Below are 17405 nucleotides of genomic sequence, written 5' to 3'. Positions count from 1 at the left end.
CGCGGCCGCGACGCTCGCGGCGTTTGCCCTGACCTTCCCGTGCCGCGCCGGTCGTGCCGTCTCATTCTGGGGGTGCGTCGGAGATACGCGGGCCACGCGCCTTTCCTGATTACGCGATCATGCCCCTCACGCCCACCACGCTTGACGGACTCGACGGCCCGCCCGACATCGGTTCCAGCGCCGCGCGCCACCTTGAGCCGCTCGAGCGTGTGGCGAAAATATGGCATGCGCTGCCGCGTCGGCGAACGCGCCGGTCAGCCGCGCGAGCTGCGCTCGCCCGGCACCCGGTGGCGCGCGCGTGAGTCTCGTAACGCTAACCTCTCATAATGATGGCGTTAAAAAAACCTTGAGTGAATTGCGTCAGGTCCCTCGCGACAGTGAGGACGTTCTCTGAAGAGCCCTTCGAGCCCTCACTTGCGTCCCTCACGCCGACGGTGAGGATTTCGTCGAGTTTCTCCAAAAAACTGACCTGCGCCTGAATTGTCTTGTCCTTGAGCAGGTCCGCGTTGGCCTTTAGGGCTACCACGCCGTGCACCAGGCTGCTGGCCCCGCTGCCAACGGGGGCGATATGTTGCATCGCAGAATCTTTGGCCGCCCCCGCGGTCGACAACGCCCCGACGCCTGCCTGGATGGCGCCCTCGATAATCTGGCCCTTGGCGCTTTTGTTGCTGCCCTCGGTGCCGATTTCGGCAGCCGCGATCCTCGCCTGGACCATCTCAACCCGCGTTTCTGTCGAAGCCTTTTGCAGTTGCTGTTTGTTCAGGTTCTCAATGTCGCGCTGAGCGCCTTTGACTTTGCATACGAACTCCATGATCTGGGATGCGTTGATTTGGGCGCCGGTTACCACGTCGCGGTATTGCTCGGCCACCGCCGTGATCGTGCCGACCCCGGCGGTGTTGCGCGCGGCAGCGGCGGCGGGGGCGTGGCCGCTGCCCTGGGCGGGCTCAGCAATGCTGTGGCTGAAACTGGCGTTGGAGTTGGAATTGATCCGGGTCATGGCGATGTCCTTGAGAGATTAAGCGGTGGTGTGGGCGACGCCGGCAATGCCCTGGAGCATTCTGCCGTGTAGGGCCGACTGCTCCATCAGGGACGCCTGCATATCGGTGGTGCGCGTATTGGCGCGCTTCAGGCCGTCCAAAGCGCTCTTGCTGGCTTGCTGAAAATCGTCGATCAGATACTGCAGGAAGCGGGCGTCGATGAGCGACTTCTGCAGTTCTAACTGCAGTTTGTTCTGGCGCAGTTCGATCACACCTTCCGCGATGCTGCGCCCGCCCACGATGCCCGCGCTGGCGACGCGCTTGATGGTGTTTGGCGTGTTCCACAGGGCGGCACGAGCGCCCGCGCCCCAGGCTTGGCGCTCGACCTGCCTGGCGATCTCCTTGACCAGGTTTTCGGTCTCGGCGACGCCGGTCGTGGCCGCGGATTTGACCGATCGGGTCACCGCACCCTGCACGGCGCGCGTCACCATTTGTTCGATACCCATCCGGTTGAACAGCTTCGTAAATTGCGCCTCTCCGAGGCTCCTGCCCATCGTTCCAAACGACGCGCGGATGCTCGCGGTGACATCGGCCTCGACCGTGCCCGCCACGGCCTGGCCCACGTTCGCGGCCTCGAGCTTGATGGCGTCGCGGGTCACCTGTTTGCTGGCGGTGAGGGAATCCCCGACGATGTTTTTCAACGTGGTCGCATTGCCGAGCTGCGTCTTGGTGGCGTCGGCGATGAGCTTGCCCGCCGCGACAACACGCCCGACGGAGAGGACGTCAATTGCCATGCTGAAGCCCAGGAATTTGGTCTCCAGATCGCTGAACTTTTCGGCTTCCTGGTTCCAATGCTTCGCCTCTTCTGCGTTCCCGGCCGCTTGTGCCCTGCACGTGGCGACAATCTTCGCCAGGGCGAAGCCGCCGGCGAACAGCTCACAGAAGCCCGAGGCGTGGTTAGCGCCCGCGGCGGTTTTTAACGTGCCGCTTACGAGCGTGACCAGAGCCAGGGCCACGTTGGCGATGAAGGCCCAGTCGGTGCTGCTCTTTGCGTTAGCCGCCTGCGCTTTGCCGTTCTCGCCCTGCTTGAGCAGCTCCTTCGCCTGTTCGGCGCGGCACATCTGCATGGCGTTGGCGTGGATTTCCATCGCCTTGGCCTCGAGCTGAGCGAGCTGGCCATTTTGCGCCGTGTTCATCAGCGCGAGGAACGTGATCCAGCCCTCGGGCGTCAGCCCTTCGAGCTGCTGCCGCGTCAAGCGCAGGCCCCGCGCGTCGTCGTCGAAAGCGGCGTGCAGCAGACGGTCGAGGGCCTGTTCGGCCCCCACCAGCGTCACGGGCTCGCGCGGCGGCGGCGGGCTGTGCAAGCCGTCGGCGCGCTGAGCCGACGGCTCGTACGCACCGAGCGGGGCGCGCGGGTGCAGCGCACCGGCGCCCACCGGCAGGCCCTCAGCATCGGTAGCGCCGCCGCGGCTGGGCGCAGCGCCGAGCGCGCGCAGGGCGGGCGACTCGAGGGAGGTCGATTTCATAGGCTTGCCTTCAGAAGCGCGCACCCCGCCTGCCGCTCGACTTCAGCGGCGAATCCGGCGTACTCGGGGCGCTCGGCGCAGCCCTTGAGCGCGGCGGTAAAGGCCTCGTGCGCGCGCTTGGGGTCGCCAGCAAGTTGATGGCTAAGTCCGGCATGGTAGGCCGGGCGCGGGTCGTCGTGGCGCAGCAGACCGGCTTGACCAAAGCAGAACAAGGCGTCTTCGTGCTCCGCGCTCCGCTGGCACGCGAGGCCCAGTGCCAACCAGTAGTCGAATTGCCAGGGCGAGAGCCGCACGAGCAGCAGATAGAAGCGCTTAGCCCCTGCGTAATCGCTCGCGTCGAACAACTGGCAAGCATAGGCGTAGACGCAATCGAGGTCGCCCGGGTCCAGGCCGGTCGCGCTGAGGGTCGTGCCGGCTGCGCGAACGTGCGCACCCACCGGCGCGAGATCGTCGGGTTCGGACATCGTCATCCCCTTTACCTGATGTTGGCCACGATAGATTTATTCATGTCATTGGTCGCATTGGCGGTGTTCGATTGCGCGGTCATGAGGGTGTTACTCTGTTGCAAATAGTTCTGGAGGAACATCATGTTCTTCGCGTTCAGGTCCCCCCATTTTTGGGAGTCGGCGTCGAGCGCGCTTTTGATCATCCCGAACTGCGCCAGGGTCAATTGGTGCGGGCCCTTGTCCTGCTTGATCTCCACCAGGTACTCCCGGAGTGACGTGCCGCCGGACGCTGGCGCTGGCGCCAGCGCGGTGGCCCCTGCCGCAGGGGCGGCGCTCGCCGGACCTTTCAACCCTTGCAAAAAGGCGTCGTCCGCCGGGCCCGCGCTCGCCGCCGGGGCGGGGGTGGCCGACGGGGCTGCGGGGGTAATGGGCGCCGCCCGGACCAGGATGCCAAAGTCTTCCATATACTTCTCCACGGAGCCCGGCAGGGCGGCTGTTTTACCGGGCTCCTTTAAGGTGGCGATGATAGCGTCGAGCTCGTTGGCCTTTGACTTGGAGGCATTGGCACGCTCTGCGTCCTTCTCCAGACGATTAGCTGTGTCGAGCACCTTGACGTTATGGAAGTCCTGGAGCTTTGCCATCACCTCCAGGACTCTTCTGCACAGACTTACGGCTCCCTCGACGGTCGCGAGGTTCGCGTGTTTATCGACGGGTTGCGCGACGCTCACGGCGTGAGCGCTGGAGATTGCGTTGGGCATGGGGCTGCGCTCCTGAGGCAGTTAAACGAAAGTGCGGCCCGACTTGGGGCCGGACTTGGCGCCGGACTTGCGCGCCGGCGCCGGCGTGTCAGGCGTCGCGGCAGTGGGGGAAGACAGCTGTTTCGGCGCCGTCTTAAGATGTTGTTCAAGGGCGTCCGCCCACGCAGACAGCCGATGAAACACCGCGGCCAGTTCGCCGTGGTTCAACGCGTGTTGCACCCGCTCGAAGCGGGCACGGGCCTGCGGGTCGGTCTTGGCACGTTCCTGAAGCTGCACGAGCTCCTGCTGCAAGCCCTCGATGTTATTCATCAGCGTCTGGATGACGTGCGCTTGCTTAGTGACTTCCTGGAGCAGGGGCTGTACCGATTGAGGGGATTTACGCATTGGGGTTCCTTCCTTCGTCTCAGTTCTGGGGAATGCTGGACACGCGTCCGGCGCCGGGCCGTAGCCCCGACGCAGCACTCAGTGAAGCGCGGGCCGCGTTCAATGGCCTATGCTCCATTGTCGGCGTTACCAAGGCGCACGGCATAAGGTGAAGACCTGAATTCGTCGCCGGCAACGCCTCGGACACCCACATCGCGTGCCCCCTCGAGGCAAACCCCAACCAAGTTTGCCGTATCCGGTATTGCCCCAACCCGAACAGAAAAGTTGGTAAGTCTTGTGCTTGCCAGCCAAGTGCCCATTACACGTTTCCTCATTTCGGGATTTTTCGACGGGCCCGTCCATCGTTGCGTTTTGCCCGATTGATCAACGTCAGGCTCCAGCGATAGCGCCTTCGGCACGATCCGATTCCCATGCCCGAGGCGCGCGGACTACCGCGCGTTGTTCAGCGCGCCGCCAGTGCGGCGCTCGGGCCGGCAAGGCGCTGGCGGGCGCCGACAGGCACTCAGCGTGTAACCCGTAGCCCGTGATGCGCGATACACGACACACGACACACGGCATGTGATTCCGTTCTACGCCATGACACGGGGCATTTCTTTCGGAATTCGGTGGGAAAGCCGGATTTATGGAATTTGGCGGGGGCCACTACCGTGAGCGCGCGCGCACCTCGAATGACGCGGGAGCAGACACGCGTGCACGCCCCGGCGTTAGCGAGATTCACTCCGATATCGCCCGTTGCGGGCGGCACGTCCCGTCCAACGGGCACGGTCCCTTTTACGGCGACGGCAAGCGGATCGCCGCGCATATGCGGGTGGTTTGATCGCGCCGAACGGCGCGCGTGCAGGTCGCTCCCGGGGGTCCGACACGGGGCCTGTGACGCGCGCGGCGTCATACAAGCGGCGGACGCGCGGCAACGCGCAAATCCAGGGGTAAAGGCTCAGGGGCCTAAGAACGTGTTTGCGATCTTCTGGTCATCCCTGATAATTCGAGGATGACGAGAAAGAAATACGCGAGTGACATAAGCCGAGAGAAGTTCTCGGAGATCGAGCCGCTGTTGCGCAGCGTGCGCCGGCGCACGAAGCCCACGACGGTGGACTTGTACGAGGTGTTTTGCGCGGTGCTGTATCTGTTGCGTACCGGTTGCCAATGGCGCTTCTTGCCCAGCGAGTTTCCCAAGTGGCAAACCGTCTACGCGTATTTCAGCAAATGGAGTCAGCCTGACCAGCACGGCGTGAGCGTGCTGGAGCAGGCACTCAAAAAATCAGGTTGGCGCGGCGCGCACAAGACAGGGACGCAGCGCCAGCACGACGTTCTTGATCGTGGACGCGCAGAGCGTGAAGAACACTGACACGGCAGCGCATAAGGGTTATGACGCGGGCAAGAAGGTGTCGGGCATCAAGCGTCATATTGCCGTAGACACGCAGGGCTTACCGCACGCCGTGGCGGTAACCACTGCCGAGGTGAACGATCGCAAAGGAGCGTTGCTGGCGTTCGAGCACGGCAAGCCTCGCTTGGGACAGGTGCAAAGTGTGCTGGTCGATGGCGGTTACGTGGGCGAACCCTTCGCGCAGGGCGTGCGCGAGATCTTGGGCGAGCGGGTCACGGTGCAGATCGCCAAACGCAGCGAACTGCATACTTTCAAGGTCCTGCCGCAGCGTTGGGTCGTCGAGCGCAGTTTCGCCTGGCTGGAGAAGAACCGGCGCTTATGGAAGAACTGTGAGCGTTTGCTCAACACCAGCTTGCAGTTTGTCCATCTCGCCTTTTTGGCACTGCTGCTCAGGAGATCGTAAACCGGCTCTAAGCGACCGAGCGTGGTAGCAAGCACCTGCGTTGCGCCCACTGAGTGGTGGTCGCCACGCTCACGCCGACACCGGTGCGGCGAAGCTTTCGCCCTGGCATATTTTCCCGCCCCATTAGCCCGGGCATGATCCTCAGTCTCCCCGGCGGGATGGCGCTGTGATTTATCTCAGGTGACGGCGAGTGGCCCCCCCACTATTCTGGCGTCGCGTCAACAGCCACCGTCTTGAACCGCACGTCTTTGAAGTGGGAGATAGCTCATGTCTGAACTCCTCATGGCCGAATTCACGCTCCGCGACGAACTTGGCAAGTTTTCCCTCCCCACCGGCGATGCGTGTACGTCCTTTGTGCCAAGCGTCGTCGAACACGCCCAATATGCCGCTCAGTATGTGGCGGCCATGGGCATCGGCTGACTGGCGTATGAGAACAACGCGCCCAAAGGGGTGAGAGCGCTGGCGTGTGCCGATTTAACGGCGCCCATGAAAGCCGTGGCCCTGAAATGACGCGAGAGCGCCGTTGACGAACCCCGCGGGCTCCATTTCGATAACGATGGCCGCTGGATGCTCCCACGCCGGCTGACGCCCTCAGGCGCGCTTTACCGCCGCAGACTCGCGCTCCGGCTCGCGGCACTCGAGAGAATCGCACGCACGCGGGGATTCGATGCGCTCGCTCAAGGCAGGGCCCGCGGGCCGCGCGCGAAGATGCCCCGTGCGATGCGCGAGCGGCCCACGCCACGGATCGGGCGATCTCAGCGGCAACGGCGCGCACTTCAGGTGTTCGCCTGATGCTGGCGTGAGTGGCACTGCCTCGACAATGGCGGCAAGACATGCACCGCGGCTTGGCACGCGCTCATGGGGCACGCGTGCATCGCCACCCCGCGCGAACGCCTACGTTTTGGCAAGCGTCGACGCACCGCGCCCACACACGAGGGCCGTGGGCAGTCACGCAAGGCGAGCGAGCCTGAGCGCGCAACCCATGTGGCGTTTGGGCATCTGGCGACGCCTGCAAAACCACGCAACCATCGTCGGGCGTCGACGGATGGATTCGCCTTGCCTAGCGCCAGGCAAGCTCGCGCGAGGCGAGGCCCGCGGTGCGGGGGAGCGTGGCCACGACTTGCGCGGGATCCCCGGCAAGCCACGGCTTCTTTATGTCCCTACGCTTGTTGCGCTGCTGCCGCGCGCCGCGGCAGCGGGGGAAAACAAAGGGGTCGGGGCCGACAGAGGGCCGGCGGTTTTGCTGATGCACGCGCGGCGCCAAATCCGATCGTTGAAACTCAATTTTTTCTTGGTGTCGACGTGCGCAGGGTGGTTCGGACACCTAGACAGGCTGGACATGATGCCTGGAACGCCGTCATGGGAAGTCGTCGTCGCAGCGGCCGCAACGGCGATGAGACAAGGCTGAGTGGCGAGCATGGCGCGTCGTCCTCAGGCGGCTGCCTAAAGTCATCTAGCGGCATGAACCCCGAAACCAGCGTCCGAGCGACGCTCTCACGGCAAGAACAGCAACGGACCTGATTGATGAACAAGACGTACGGAGTGGTGTGGAATGCATGCCGGGGCGTGTGGCAAGTCGTCTCGGAGCGCACAAGTTCTGGGGGGCAACGCCCGGGGGGGGCGCGCGTGCTCGCGAGCGTAGCGGCCGCTTCGGTATTGGTCATGCTGCCGGGCGCGGCGCAGGCTGCCGCCACGATCGTCAATTCCCGATTCGAAACCTATACGTGGGACGCCAAAACGGATCTCTCGATTACCTCGTCGGGCGCGATCTTCGATGCGGCAAACGGCGTCGTCAACTCGAACTCAAGCGGCACGATAGCGACCGGCGGTACGCTCACGAACGCCGGGAGGATGCTGGGCTCGACCGCCGGGCTGACGAACACCGAATCGATCGCGACCCTCATCAATCAGGCCGGCGGGATCATCGGTGGGACCGGGCAATACGGCATCCTGAACCATCGCAGCCGGGTTTTCAGGAGCGGCCTCCTATCATCGTCTCATGTCGACCAATACGCAACGATCGGCTCTCTTGCCAATAGCGGCACGATTTCCGGCTCCCAGGCAGGCATCATGCTCGAGCAGGGCGCGCTCGACGCCCTGACCAATGCCGGCGCGATCAAGGCTGGGGCGTTCGGCATCAACAATGAGAAGGGAACTATCGGGCAGATCGTCAACGCGCAAACCGGCTCGATCCACGGGGACCGGGCGATCGATAACTCGGGCACCCTCGGTACGCTCACCAACCGAGGCGTGATCACCGGGGGGGTGAGCGGCGTGCGAAACTCGGGCCCGCTCTCGTCGCTCGTGAACGACGTCACCGGAACCATCGGACGCAGCGACAAGGCGTTGAGCGTCGGGGTGTGGAATGAGGCGGCAACCATAGGTAGCTTAACCAATGCCGGCGCCATTAATGCCAGGGCGGTCGGCATCGTCAATGAGAAGGGGTCGATCGGGCAGATCGTCAACGCGCGAACCGGCACGATCAATGCGAGTCAGGCGATCGTGAATTCCTCGGCTTACATCGGTACGCTCACCAACCAAGGCGTGATCAGCGGCGAACTTTTCGGCATCGTCAACTCGGGCACGATGCCGCGCTTTGTCAACGACGGCACCCTCCAGGGCACGACGGCTTTCTTTAACGCGGCTAACGCCAACCTCGGCCAGTTCACCAACAGCGGTGTGATCGCCGGGTCGATCGCCAACGAATCCAAAATTCAGCTGACCATCGCGGGGGCAACGGGCACGGCATTCGGTACGCTGACCGGTGTGAATCAGGACGTGGGCGTGATCAAAAGCGTCTCGAATGTTGTTTTCTCCTCAGGCAACTTGCTGCTCAACGACACGGTCACTGCGCCCGCGCTCAAGAACCTTGGCGCGACGCTGCAGGTGAATCGGCCGATGACGATTCAAGGCGACTACCTGCAGACCAGCGCGGCGACGTTGCTGCTCGGGGTCTGGGCCGGGGCGACGCCGACAGGCGCCTTGTCCGATACGGGGTACGGCCAGCTCGTGGTCAAAGGCAACACCGTGCTCGCCGCGGGCACAAGCGTGCAGTTGGCCAGCACCGGTGCGCCCTACGGCTTTGCGGCCGGGCAACGGTTTGTAGCGGTTCGCACGAGTGGGCCGTCGGTCATTTACAACGCGTCGAACCTCAATTACGGGATTGTCGGGCTGAACGCCCGGGTCGCCGGCGCGGAGGTTCTCGACGCGGCATCGGGCACGCGAAATCTCGTGCTCACGGTACAGAGCGTTTCGCAAACGCCGGGGGGCAACACCCGCGGCAATACCGGGGGCAGTACTGGCGCCAATACGGGGGGCAACACGCGTGGAAGTTCAGGAGGGACGATCTCCAATAACCGACTCGAATCGTACGCGTGGGATGGCGACACGCTCGTGGTAACGCCAATGGGTTCGACACTCGACGTGGCCTACGGCATCGTCGCTTCGGGCTCGCAGGGGACGCTGACGAACGCCGGGAATATTCTTGGCACTGTCAGCGGACTGACGGTAAACGAGCGTAGTACCATCACCTCCGTGAACAATCAGGCCGGTGCGGTCATCGGCGGTACCGCGCAGTACGGCGTTCTGCTCGATGGCACCGGGTATGGCGCAAGCGGCATCTATAAAAATGCAAACATCGATTCGCTGGCGAACAGCGGCACGATTTCGGGCACCTCGGCGGGCGTCAAGGTGAACGTGGGGACCATCGGTGCACTGACCAATCAAGGCACCATCGCAGGGTACGGGGCGGACGCCAACGCCTACGCCATCCACCTCGCCGAGACAGGTTCCAAACTCGGGACGTTAATCAACAGCGGCCTGATCGTCGGCCCCCAGGGGCGGGGCATCGGCAATACCGGCACGATCGGGCAAATGATCAATACCGGGACAATCGACGCGAGCGGCATTGCCATTCGAAATATAAGCACCTCTCTCAAGAACGGCAGTCTCTTCAATGCCACTATCTCAACGCTCATCAACGACATCAGCGGCACGATCGGGCGCAGCGACACAACGTCGGCGGGCGCGGTCGGGGTGTGGAACGAGGCAGTGATCAACACCCTGACCAATGCCGGGACCATTCATGCCAATGCGGTCGGCATCGTCAATGAGAAGGGGGGGATCGGGCAGATCCTCAACGCGCGAACCGGCACGATCAATGGGAGTCGGGCTATCGTTAATGGCTCCGGCACCATCGCCACGGCCAACATCGGTGCGGTGAGCAACCAGGGCGTGATCGGAGGCGGTGATTACGGCGTCGTTAATTCGGGCACGATACAGCGGTTTGTCAATGACGGCACCCTGCTGGGCTCGAAGGCGGCCCTTTACAACAACGTTAGCGGCACCATCGGCCAGCTCATCAACAGTGGCGTGATCGCCGGGACGATCGTCAACCAGAGCACCACCCCCTTCACCATCGGGGGCGCAACGGGCACGACGTTCGGTACGCTGACCGGGCTCAATCAGAGCGTGGGCGTAATCAAAAGCGCCTCGGATGTACTTTTCTCCTCGGGCAACTTGCTGCTCAACGACACGGTCAGTGCGCCCGCGCTCAGGAACGTCAGCGCGACGCTGCAGGTGAACCAGCCGACGCGCATTGAGGGGGACTATACGCAGGCCAGCGGGGCGACGTTGCTCATCGGGGTTTCCAGTGGGGCGAAGCCGACAGGCGCTGGGTCCGACACCGGGTATGGGCAACTCGTGGTCGCAGGCAACGCAATGATCGACCCTGGTTCGAGTGTCAAGTTGACCAGCACCGGTGCGCCCTACGGCTTCGCGGCAGGGCAACGGTATGTGGCCATTCAGGCGGCCGGGCCCGACGTCAATTACCGCGCCTCGCAATTGAATTACGGGATTGTCGGCATGAACGCCCAGGTCGTCGGCGCAGAAGTCCGCGACGCGACATCGGGGACGCGAAATCTCGTGCTTACGCTTCAAAGCGTTGCGCAAACGCCCGGGGGGAACACGGCTGGCAATCCGAGTGACAGGATTGCCAGCCTGAAAGTGAGCGGCGCTGCCGCAGTCGTGCGCGACGCGGTATCGGGCTCGCAAGATCACGAGCTCATGCTGGTCAAAGTGCCGCAAACGCGGGCGCGAAACACCACCGAGAATCCGGATGTGAACATCGGTGGCAGCCCCCGCGCAACCATCGCCAGCAGCCCGAGTACAAACCCCGGGGGCACTCCGGGCGCAAACATCGCCGGCAAGCCGGGCGCAACCGTCGGCAGTAAAATGGATGGCAACACCGCCGGCACTTCCGGTGCACTCCCTTGCGGGATTCCAGAGGGAAACACCGACGGCAAACCGAGCGGAAACACGGGCAAAATTACCGGCGGCAATTCGCAGGGGAGCCGCGACGGCAAGCCGGGAACAGACACCGGTAAAAATCCCGGCGCCAACGCGGAAGGAAACCCCAGCGCGAATCCGCTGGCCAGCACCTGCCGCAACCCGGGCGGAAAAACCGCCGACCATGCGGACGGAAACACCGATGCAAAAGCCGCCGCCACTGCCGAGGGGAAAGCCGACGGAAAAACCGGCGCCACGACCGATGGGAAAGCCGACGGAAAAGCCGGCGCCACGGCCGATGGGAAAGCCGACGGAAAAACCGGCGCCAAGACCGATGGAAAAGCCGTTGCCGATAAGGATGGAGACACCGACGGCGATTCGGACACCGGCGGCAATGCGGCGGGAAAAACCGTCGACAATGGGGATGACACCGCCATCAAGACGCGGACACCCCCGGTACAGCCCGTGCCCGAAATTCCGCAGCCGGCGCGTCCGACGACGCCCGTCGCGATGGCGTCGCTGGGGGGGCTGCAGCGTTACACTGGCGTCTCGGATCTGGCGTTGCTCAATTTGTACAACGCCTCTCTCGCGCTTGGCAACACCGCCGACGCCAACCGCGCTGGCGCGCGACTCGCACCGGGCCAGCACGCTGGGGCGTCGCGCGCGGCGGGGGCTATCGCGCTCGACACGCTCGGCGTGCTCGGCGTTCACATCGACCAACTGCGCACCCTCTCCGGCGCTGGCTCCGGCATGGCAACGGGAGACAATACGCCGCAGTATGGCGTGTGGGGACAAGCGCTCGGCGGCCACGCGAGCCAGAGCATGCTCGACTCGGTCAGTGGCTACAGTGCGAACTACGGCGGCTTGATGATCGGCTTCGACCATGACCTCGACGGGCGCTGGGTCGCTGGCGGCGCGTTCGCCTTCAGCAGTGCGGTCATCAAGGGCTCGGACGATAATTCCGGCAGTACGACGCGGGTGACCGGCTACGGCCTGCTCGGTTATGCGAGCTTCACCGGCAATCCCTGGTATGTGACTCTCTCGGCAGGCGCCGTGCGGCAGCGTTACACCGGCACTCGCTTGGCGGATTTCCCAGGGTTCAAGGGCAGCGCCAATGCGTCATTCATGGGACAGCAATACATGGCGCGCGCCGAATTCGGCTTTCCGTTGGCGCTCGGGCGCACGACCCTCACGCCGCTGGCCAGCCTGACCTACAGCTATCTGATGCAAGGATCGTATGAGGAGACGGGGGGCAACGGTGCCGCGCTCGCGGTGGGCACGTCGGATACGAACTCGCTGCGCAGCGCGCTCGGGTTAAAGATCCAGCATACGTTTGCGAGTCCTTACGGCGATATCGTGCCGTTCGCGCGCGTGCAATGGCTGCACGAGTTCGTGACGAAGCGCCAGCAAGTCAGCGCCGTCTATGTCGCCGACCCTTTGGGCGAGACGGCCTTCACCACGGTGGGCGCACCGCCCGTGGCGAATCTGGCCGACATTGCACTCGGCGTGGCGCTCGTGCGGGCCAATCGTTTGTCGCTCAGCCTCGGCTACACGCTGCAAGTGGGGGGGGGATACCTTTCCCAAAGCGGCACCATTCGCTTGCGTCAGACGTTCTGACGCCCACCCCGTGCGCCGCCTGCGGCGTGAGCCGCGCCATTCATCGCCGGGGGCGGTGAATGGCGTCCACACTCGGCGACTGCCAGACGAACGGCCGAAGCGTCGCGAACTCGCGTTCCCCGCGGTTGCGCCAAGAAGCGGATGTGGGGGGAAGTGAATACGCACACGCGAATGTCGAGCGGAGCCGTTGTGGATCGAAGGCGTCTGAGGCGTGCCGTCGTTATTCACGACCCGAGGCCATTCACCGATGTCGTTCACCCATGTCGTTCACGGATGTCATTCACCCATGTCGTGTCCAGCGTGGCAAATCATGCGGGGCGGGGCACATGACCTCGTGCGTATGGCGCTAGGCAACGCCGCGCGCTAACGCAGTCCGGTCCGCGTACGGTCCAACGCCGGGGCCCCGCGCGTCCGCTCGACGCACGGCCCCCTCACCTTCAGCGGCGGACCGAGGCACAGGCCGTGCGATCGCACAAACCGTGTCGACGCACAGCGCATCGCACGCGCGTTTGCAGGTTGCTCGGCGCTGCGGTGGCAGGCGCAAAGGCTCGCCGGATCCACAACGGCGCACGCGGCGCGAGGCGCATTTGCATCGCGGGCGCCCGCCGGCGTGTCACGCCGTGCGTCGTCGATCGATCCGAGCACACGCGTCGAGTAGCCCCTGCCCTTCCGGTTCCCCCGTCGTGCCCACGCGGCGTCGGCACCGTTGGCTCAGTGACCCGCGGTTTCGCGGCGACCGCTGGGTTCTGGACGCCGTGGGCGCGGGCCAGCGCGATCCGCGCTCACCATGCCAACGCCAGCGCCGTTGCACCGCCGCCTCGTCAGAGCCATGAGGTGACCTCACTGCGTGTCGCGTACCATAAGTTCCGCTTTCGGTCGTGCCCGCGTCGCGCCGGGTCGCCGCCTTGTCGTGTTAGTGCGTTACTCCAACCCGACGACGGGCAGCCACGGATTCGATGAACGCCTCGTTGACGAGACGAACAGGCCAGTTCAAAAATTCCGTGAGGGGGCCGGCACCGGACGTATTAACCTCCGCGTGGGCCGCAGAGAACGGCATGAAGGCTTGCTGGCAGGACGGGCTCACAAACGCCGACACGAGGGCCGACGCGAGGACCGAACAAACCGCTGGGAAAGCCGCAAGCGCCTGGTTCGCGGGCGGATCCGGATAAGCCGGACACGACTCGCCGCCACCCGCTCCCGGTTTCCCCGCTGGACTCCCGAGCGTTGACGACGGCACTTGCCCAGGCACCGGCCTGCCCACCGCCAAAATCAGGTGTTCGCCCGAAGTTGCGCGGCCCGATCATGCCGACAATAGACGGCATCCCAGTCGCCGCGACCGAGCTGTCGCGCCGAAGCCGCCGCGTCGTAGGCAAGTCACTTGCAAGGTTCGCGCCGGGAGCTCGCCGGGCATCCGGCAGTGAGCTCTGGCACAGCACGACAACACGCGGGCCTTCGCCCCCGCGCCATCCAAAGGGGTGATCCGTGATCACAGACAGCATAAGTCTCGCAGCCGCTCAACAACTGTCCCAGGGCGGCCCGACAAATGACACTACGGTAGAAGAAAACCGCCGAGCTCAACATGAAAGACTGTGCGAATCATTTGCGCAGTATAAAACTGCCAAAAGCCGGTATGAAAATGCCGAAATAGAAGCCATCAAACTCTACGATCTTCCGCCCGCCGACGATATACCGCCACAAGAGAATGAAGCGTTTTTTATTCTCATGGATTTCAGAGAAAAATTTGACGAATTGAGAGCGGCGCATGACAACGTGTTGGCATCCCACATGGCTTACGAACACTTGGGCATCACAGATGACCCGGCAAGTGTATCTCACGCTCGTGAACGGAATCAAGTTGAATATGACTTCAACCATAAAACACAAATTTTTACAAAAAACCTAAAAGCGCTTTCCCGAAGAACACAAACATGCACGACCAACATGGCTGCGTTCGAGGCGGCAAAAATCGCGTATCAAGCCGTCAAAAAAGATGTGAATGAATCACTAGAAGAATGTTTCAACATGATAAACAAATGTCGTTCGATAGACGTTCAAGATGTAAGGGAAACCATTGCCGACGCTAGAAGTCAATTAGAAACCATAACAGCTTTACATAAATGTTTGCATGACACCTACCTGTCGGGCGCCGAATTTCACGACGACGAGATGGATTTTCTTGATCAGGACTATTGCCAGCTTCGATCGACATCAGAACACCATTTAATTAAACTTGAAAACATATTGCCTTACGCAAGCGCAGAAAATCACCAAGATTATGTTACGCGCTCCGGAGCAAAATCGTTAATTCTGACGCTCGATTTACCCTCAAAACGTGTTCGCGCGAAAGTCGCCGGGGCAGGCATGTACATAGGCGAATGGCAAGACGGCAAACCACACGGCTACGGCGAGCTTCGTTTTCATGATGGAACCGTGTATGAAGGACATTGGATTGATGGCCTTCGGCATGGATCGGGCAGCCAGACTGATCCGGATGGGACTCACTACAAGGGAGAGTGGCGATCGGACAAAAAGAACGGGCCGGGCATCCAGGTATTGCGCGATGGGAGTCGCTTCGAAGGGACGTGGATTGAAGGCGTGGCGCGAGGCAAGGGAGTAGCTCACAACAGTGATGGTGTAAAAATCGACGTAACCTTAAAGAACAAGCATTGCATCGAAATCGCCGAAGGCAAAGAAAACTTCGACTGCTTCCATCAAATGTTGCTGGGCGCTACCAATAGTTCGCCGAGTGGGTATGCCGAAATCGCCATACTTCACATCGCAAAAGAAACCGACAATATATCGCTCAATACCAACCTAAGCCCTAACGAGTATACCGGCTATCGGAAAGCCATGCTCGGTTTTGTCGATCAAGCCCACCAATGGATGCTCTGCCACCGACAGGACCGCTCGCCTGCGTGGGAAAAGAATATGGAATTTAGTGGCAATGGCATACTCTTCACCCCACTTATTCCCCGTCATTCGATAAAAGTTGAAGTATTGCCGCCCAAAGCAAACGGCGGGCGCTACGCCGTTACCATCTTCAACTCCGGAGATGGCTTGGAACATCACAATAACATTGTCAATACCAGAAAATTCGAAACGCGCCTGACCGTTTATTACGATGCCGCTAAAATTCATTACCTCCATGACATATTTGTAAATAGCCAGGAACTTGATGTTAAAGGTTTTTACGATATCATTCTTCACAATGAAAGCAAGGCGCCTCCCAAAAAAAACGATGCGCAGCCTAACTACCGGACTGTGCACCAAACCTTTCAAGTTTCCGGAAATTGCACGATAGAAAGCTGGATGGCGGTGTTCAAGAATAAAGCCGTTCAAATGCATGGCAACTCCGGCTTGTTATATTACAATAAATTTCGCAACGAGCTGATGGAGCATGCTTTTAATGCAGAATTGAAAAATATAGGTGCGCCGACTCTGAGTCATGGTGAACATAAAAGAGATATGAAAGTCATTGAAAACGTTCAGACAGGAACCATAATCAGACTCTCGGAAATAACACACCTTGCAGAAAAACTGTTTCCCCGCAAGCCTATCGAAGAGGTTCTCAAGGAATATAGCAAGAAGTTGTGCCCCCACGACACGGATATGCAAAATGCCCTCCTGTCTCGCGTCGACTTCGAAAACTTGGAAACCAATTTAGCTGCGATCAAAGCTGACAAAGAATGGTCACTCCATGACGGACTGCTGGCGTGCGCTTTCTCCAAAATCGTAAAACGAGAGTTGGAGATTCTGGGAGCTGCATCGCTCCAGGAATCGGGCAGTAAATCGGGCAGTAAATTGATTAGTGAAATTTGAAACGCGGCGGGGGGCCACCGCGGGGGGAACCCAAACCGCGATGCCCGCGCCTTGCCGAGAGTCGCGGCAGGCAAATGTCTCGAGGGTTGTCGTGCCCTGGCACACGGCGCGCGATACCCCGTGTCTCAAGCCTCTTGACAGGAGGTTGTCATGCGGCCACCGCGACGTTGGTTCGGGGGCGGAGCGACGAGAACGTCAAGGCGCTGTGCGGCGCAAATGCTGGCTTCGAGGGACCTGGGCGTCTACGGTGCGGTCCGCGTTGCTCCCAAGCCGTGCCGGCACCGCTGTTCGCCCTCAAGGCACCTCACGCCACCCGCCGCGTCGCTAACGAGCAGGCCCCACGACATCGTCACGCGCCGTCGCGCTCGCATTGCCACCGCTGACACGCTGCTCAACGACCGCGGAGACGCCGAGCCGTAAGTCAGGGGGCAAAGCCGCCACGCGCGTCAGACCCCACCCGGAACTTCCTCAAGAACTGGCAGCGCCGATCCCACGTCTGCCGGTACGACATGAACCGGCGCAACCAGGTCATGACGCGGCGGATCGCCAACGGCGGGCCGCGCTCACCGGCATGGCTCGATCACTCGCTCACGGAGGACCGGGCGCGCCATCGTGAGTGCCATATTGGCAAACTTCCTACCGTCGCCCCCTCGGGGACTCGGGCAAAAACGGCTGGGTGGTGGTCGTGTGCGGCGGGGCGCACGCCAAGCGCGTACGCCTGTATGCCGGCCCTTGGGGGCAGAAGGTCCACGACAGATCAGCATCGACCGGCGCTATCGGCGCCGCACTGCCCTTCTCCCTGACT

At 62.1% G+C, this 17405-nt stretch carries 10 protein-coding genes and 1 pseudogene; 6 read left to right on the top strand and 5 right to left on the bottom strand.

The genetic code is table 11. The annotated features are described in order from the left end of the window. Positions 1-119: 119 nt before the first annotated feature. The gene (locus AB870_RS26595) at positions 120-302 is read left to right on the top strand and encodes a hypothetical protein (protein ID WP_157112510.1); all 183 of its coding nucleotides are present in this window, start codon (positions 120-122) and stop codon (positions 300-302) included. 11 nt (positions 303-313) lie between these two features. On the opposite strand, the gene AB870_RS23625 is transcribed toward AB870_RS26595, so the two are convergent. The 5 genes from AB870_RS23625 to AB870_RS23605 are packed head-to-tail and all read right to left on the bottom strand — an operon-like array spanning position 314 to position 4091. Next, positions 314-997 (bottom strand): hypothetical protein, encoded by a 684-nt coding sequence (locus AB870_RS23625; RefSeq protein ID WP_047909353.1) that lies wholly within the window; start codon positions 995-997, stop codon positions 314-316. Between the two features lie 18 nt (positions 998-1015). Continuing rightward, positions 1016-2503 carry a hypothetical protein gene (locus AB870_RS23620; protein ID WP_047909352.1) on the bottom strand — a complete coding sequence of 496 codons (1488 nt, stop codon included), beginning with the start codon at positions 2501-2503 and terminating at the stop codon, positions 1016-1018. Next, positions 2500-2967, bottom strand: a complete 468-nt coding sequence (locus tag AB870_RS23615) for a type III secretion protein (RefSeq protein WP_047909427.1) — start codon at positions 2965-2967, stop codon at positions 2500-2502. Before AB870_RS23615 ends, AB870_RS23620 begins: the two co-directional genes overlap by 4 nt. Positions 2968-2978: 11 nt before the next feature. After that, positions 2979-3707, bottom strand: a complete 729-nt coding sequence (locus AB870_RS23610) for a hypothetical protein (RefSeq protein WP_047909351.1) — start codon at positions 3705-3707, stop codon at positions 2979-2981. A gap of 21 nt (positions 3708-3728) precedes the next feature. After that, positions 3729-4091, bottom strand: a complete 363-nt coding sequence (locus AB870_RS23605; RefSeq protein WP_047909350.1) for a hypothetical protein — start codon at positions 4089-4091, stop codon at positions 3729-3731. A gap of 988 nt (positions 4092-5079) precedes the next feature. Between AB870_RS23605 and AB870_RS25900 the strand changes: the two genes are divergently transcribed. The 5 genes and pseudogenes from AB870_RS25900 (at position 5080) to AB870_RS25895 (ending at position 16600) form a co-directional block, all read left to right on the top strand. Next, positions 5080-5878 (top strand): IS5 family transposase gene (locus tag AB870_RS25900; protein WP_418303969.1). Its coding sequence is split into 2 segments (ribosomal slippage): positions 5080-5351 and positions 5350-5878, totalling 801 coding nucleotides; the frame shifts between segments, so codons are not numbered across the junction. Positions 5879-6145: 267 nt separating this feature from the next. Continuing rightward, positions 6146-6298 (top strand): hypothetical protein, encoded by a 153-nt coding sequence (locus AB870_RS26590; protein WP_157112509.1) that lies wholly within the window; start codon positions 6146-6148, stop codon positions 6296-6298. A gap of 1104 nt (positions 6299-7402) precedes the next feature. Then, positions 7403-7534 (top strand): annotated as a pseudogene (locus AB870_RS27585) (ESPR-type extended signal peptide-containing protein); the annotation flags it as partial. A gap of 6 nt (positions 7535-7540) precedes the next feature. Next, positions 7541-12781, top strand: coding sequence for an autotransporter domain-containing protein (locus AB870_RS23585; RefSeq protein ID WP_047909347.1), 5241 nt, complete (start codon positions 7541-7543; stop codon positions 12779-12781). 1482 nt (positions 12782-14263) lie between these two features. Further along, positions 14264-16600, top strand: coding sequence for an MORN repeat-containing protein (locus AB870_RS25895; protein ID WP_157112508.1), 2337 nt, complete (start codon positions 14264-14266; stop codon positions 16598-16600). The last annotated feature ends 805 nt before the right edge of the window (positions 16601-17405 follow it).

It is taken from the genome of Pandoraea faecigallinarum (genome assembly GCF_001029105.3).
GTDB classification, from domain to species: domain Bacteria; phylum Pseudomonadota; class Gammaproteobacteria; order Burkholderiales; family Burkholderiaceae; genus Pandoraea; species Pandoraea faecigallinarum.
This window is presented reverse-complemented; position numbering and strand designations above follow the sequence as displayed.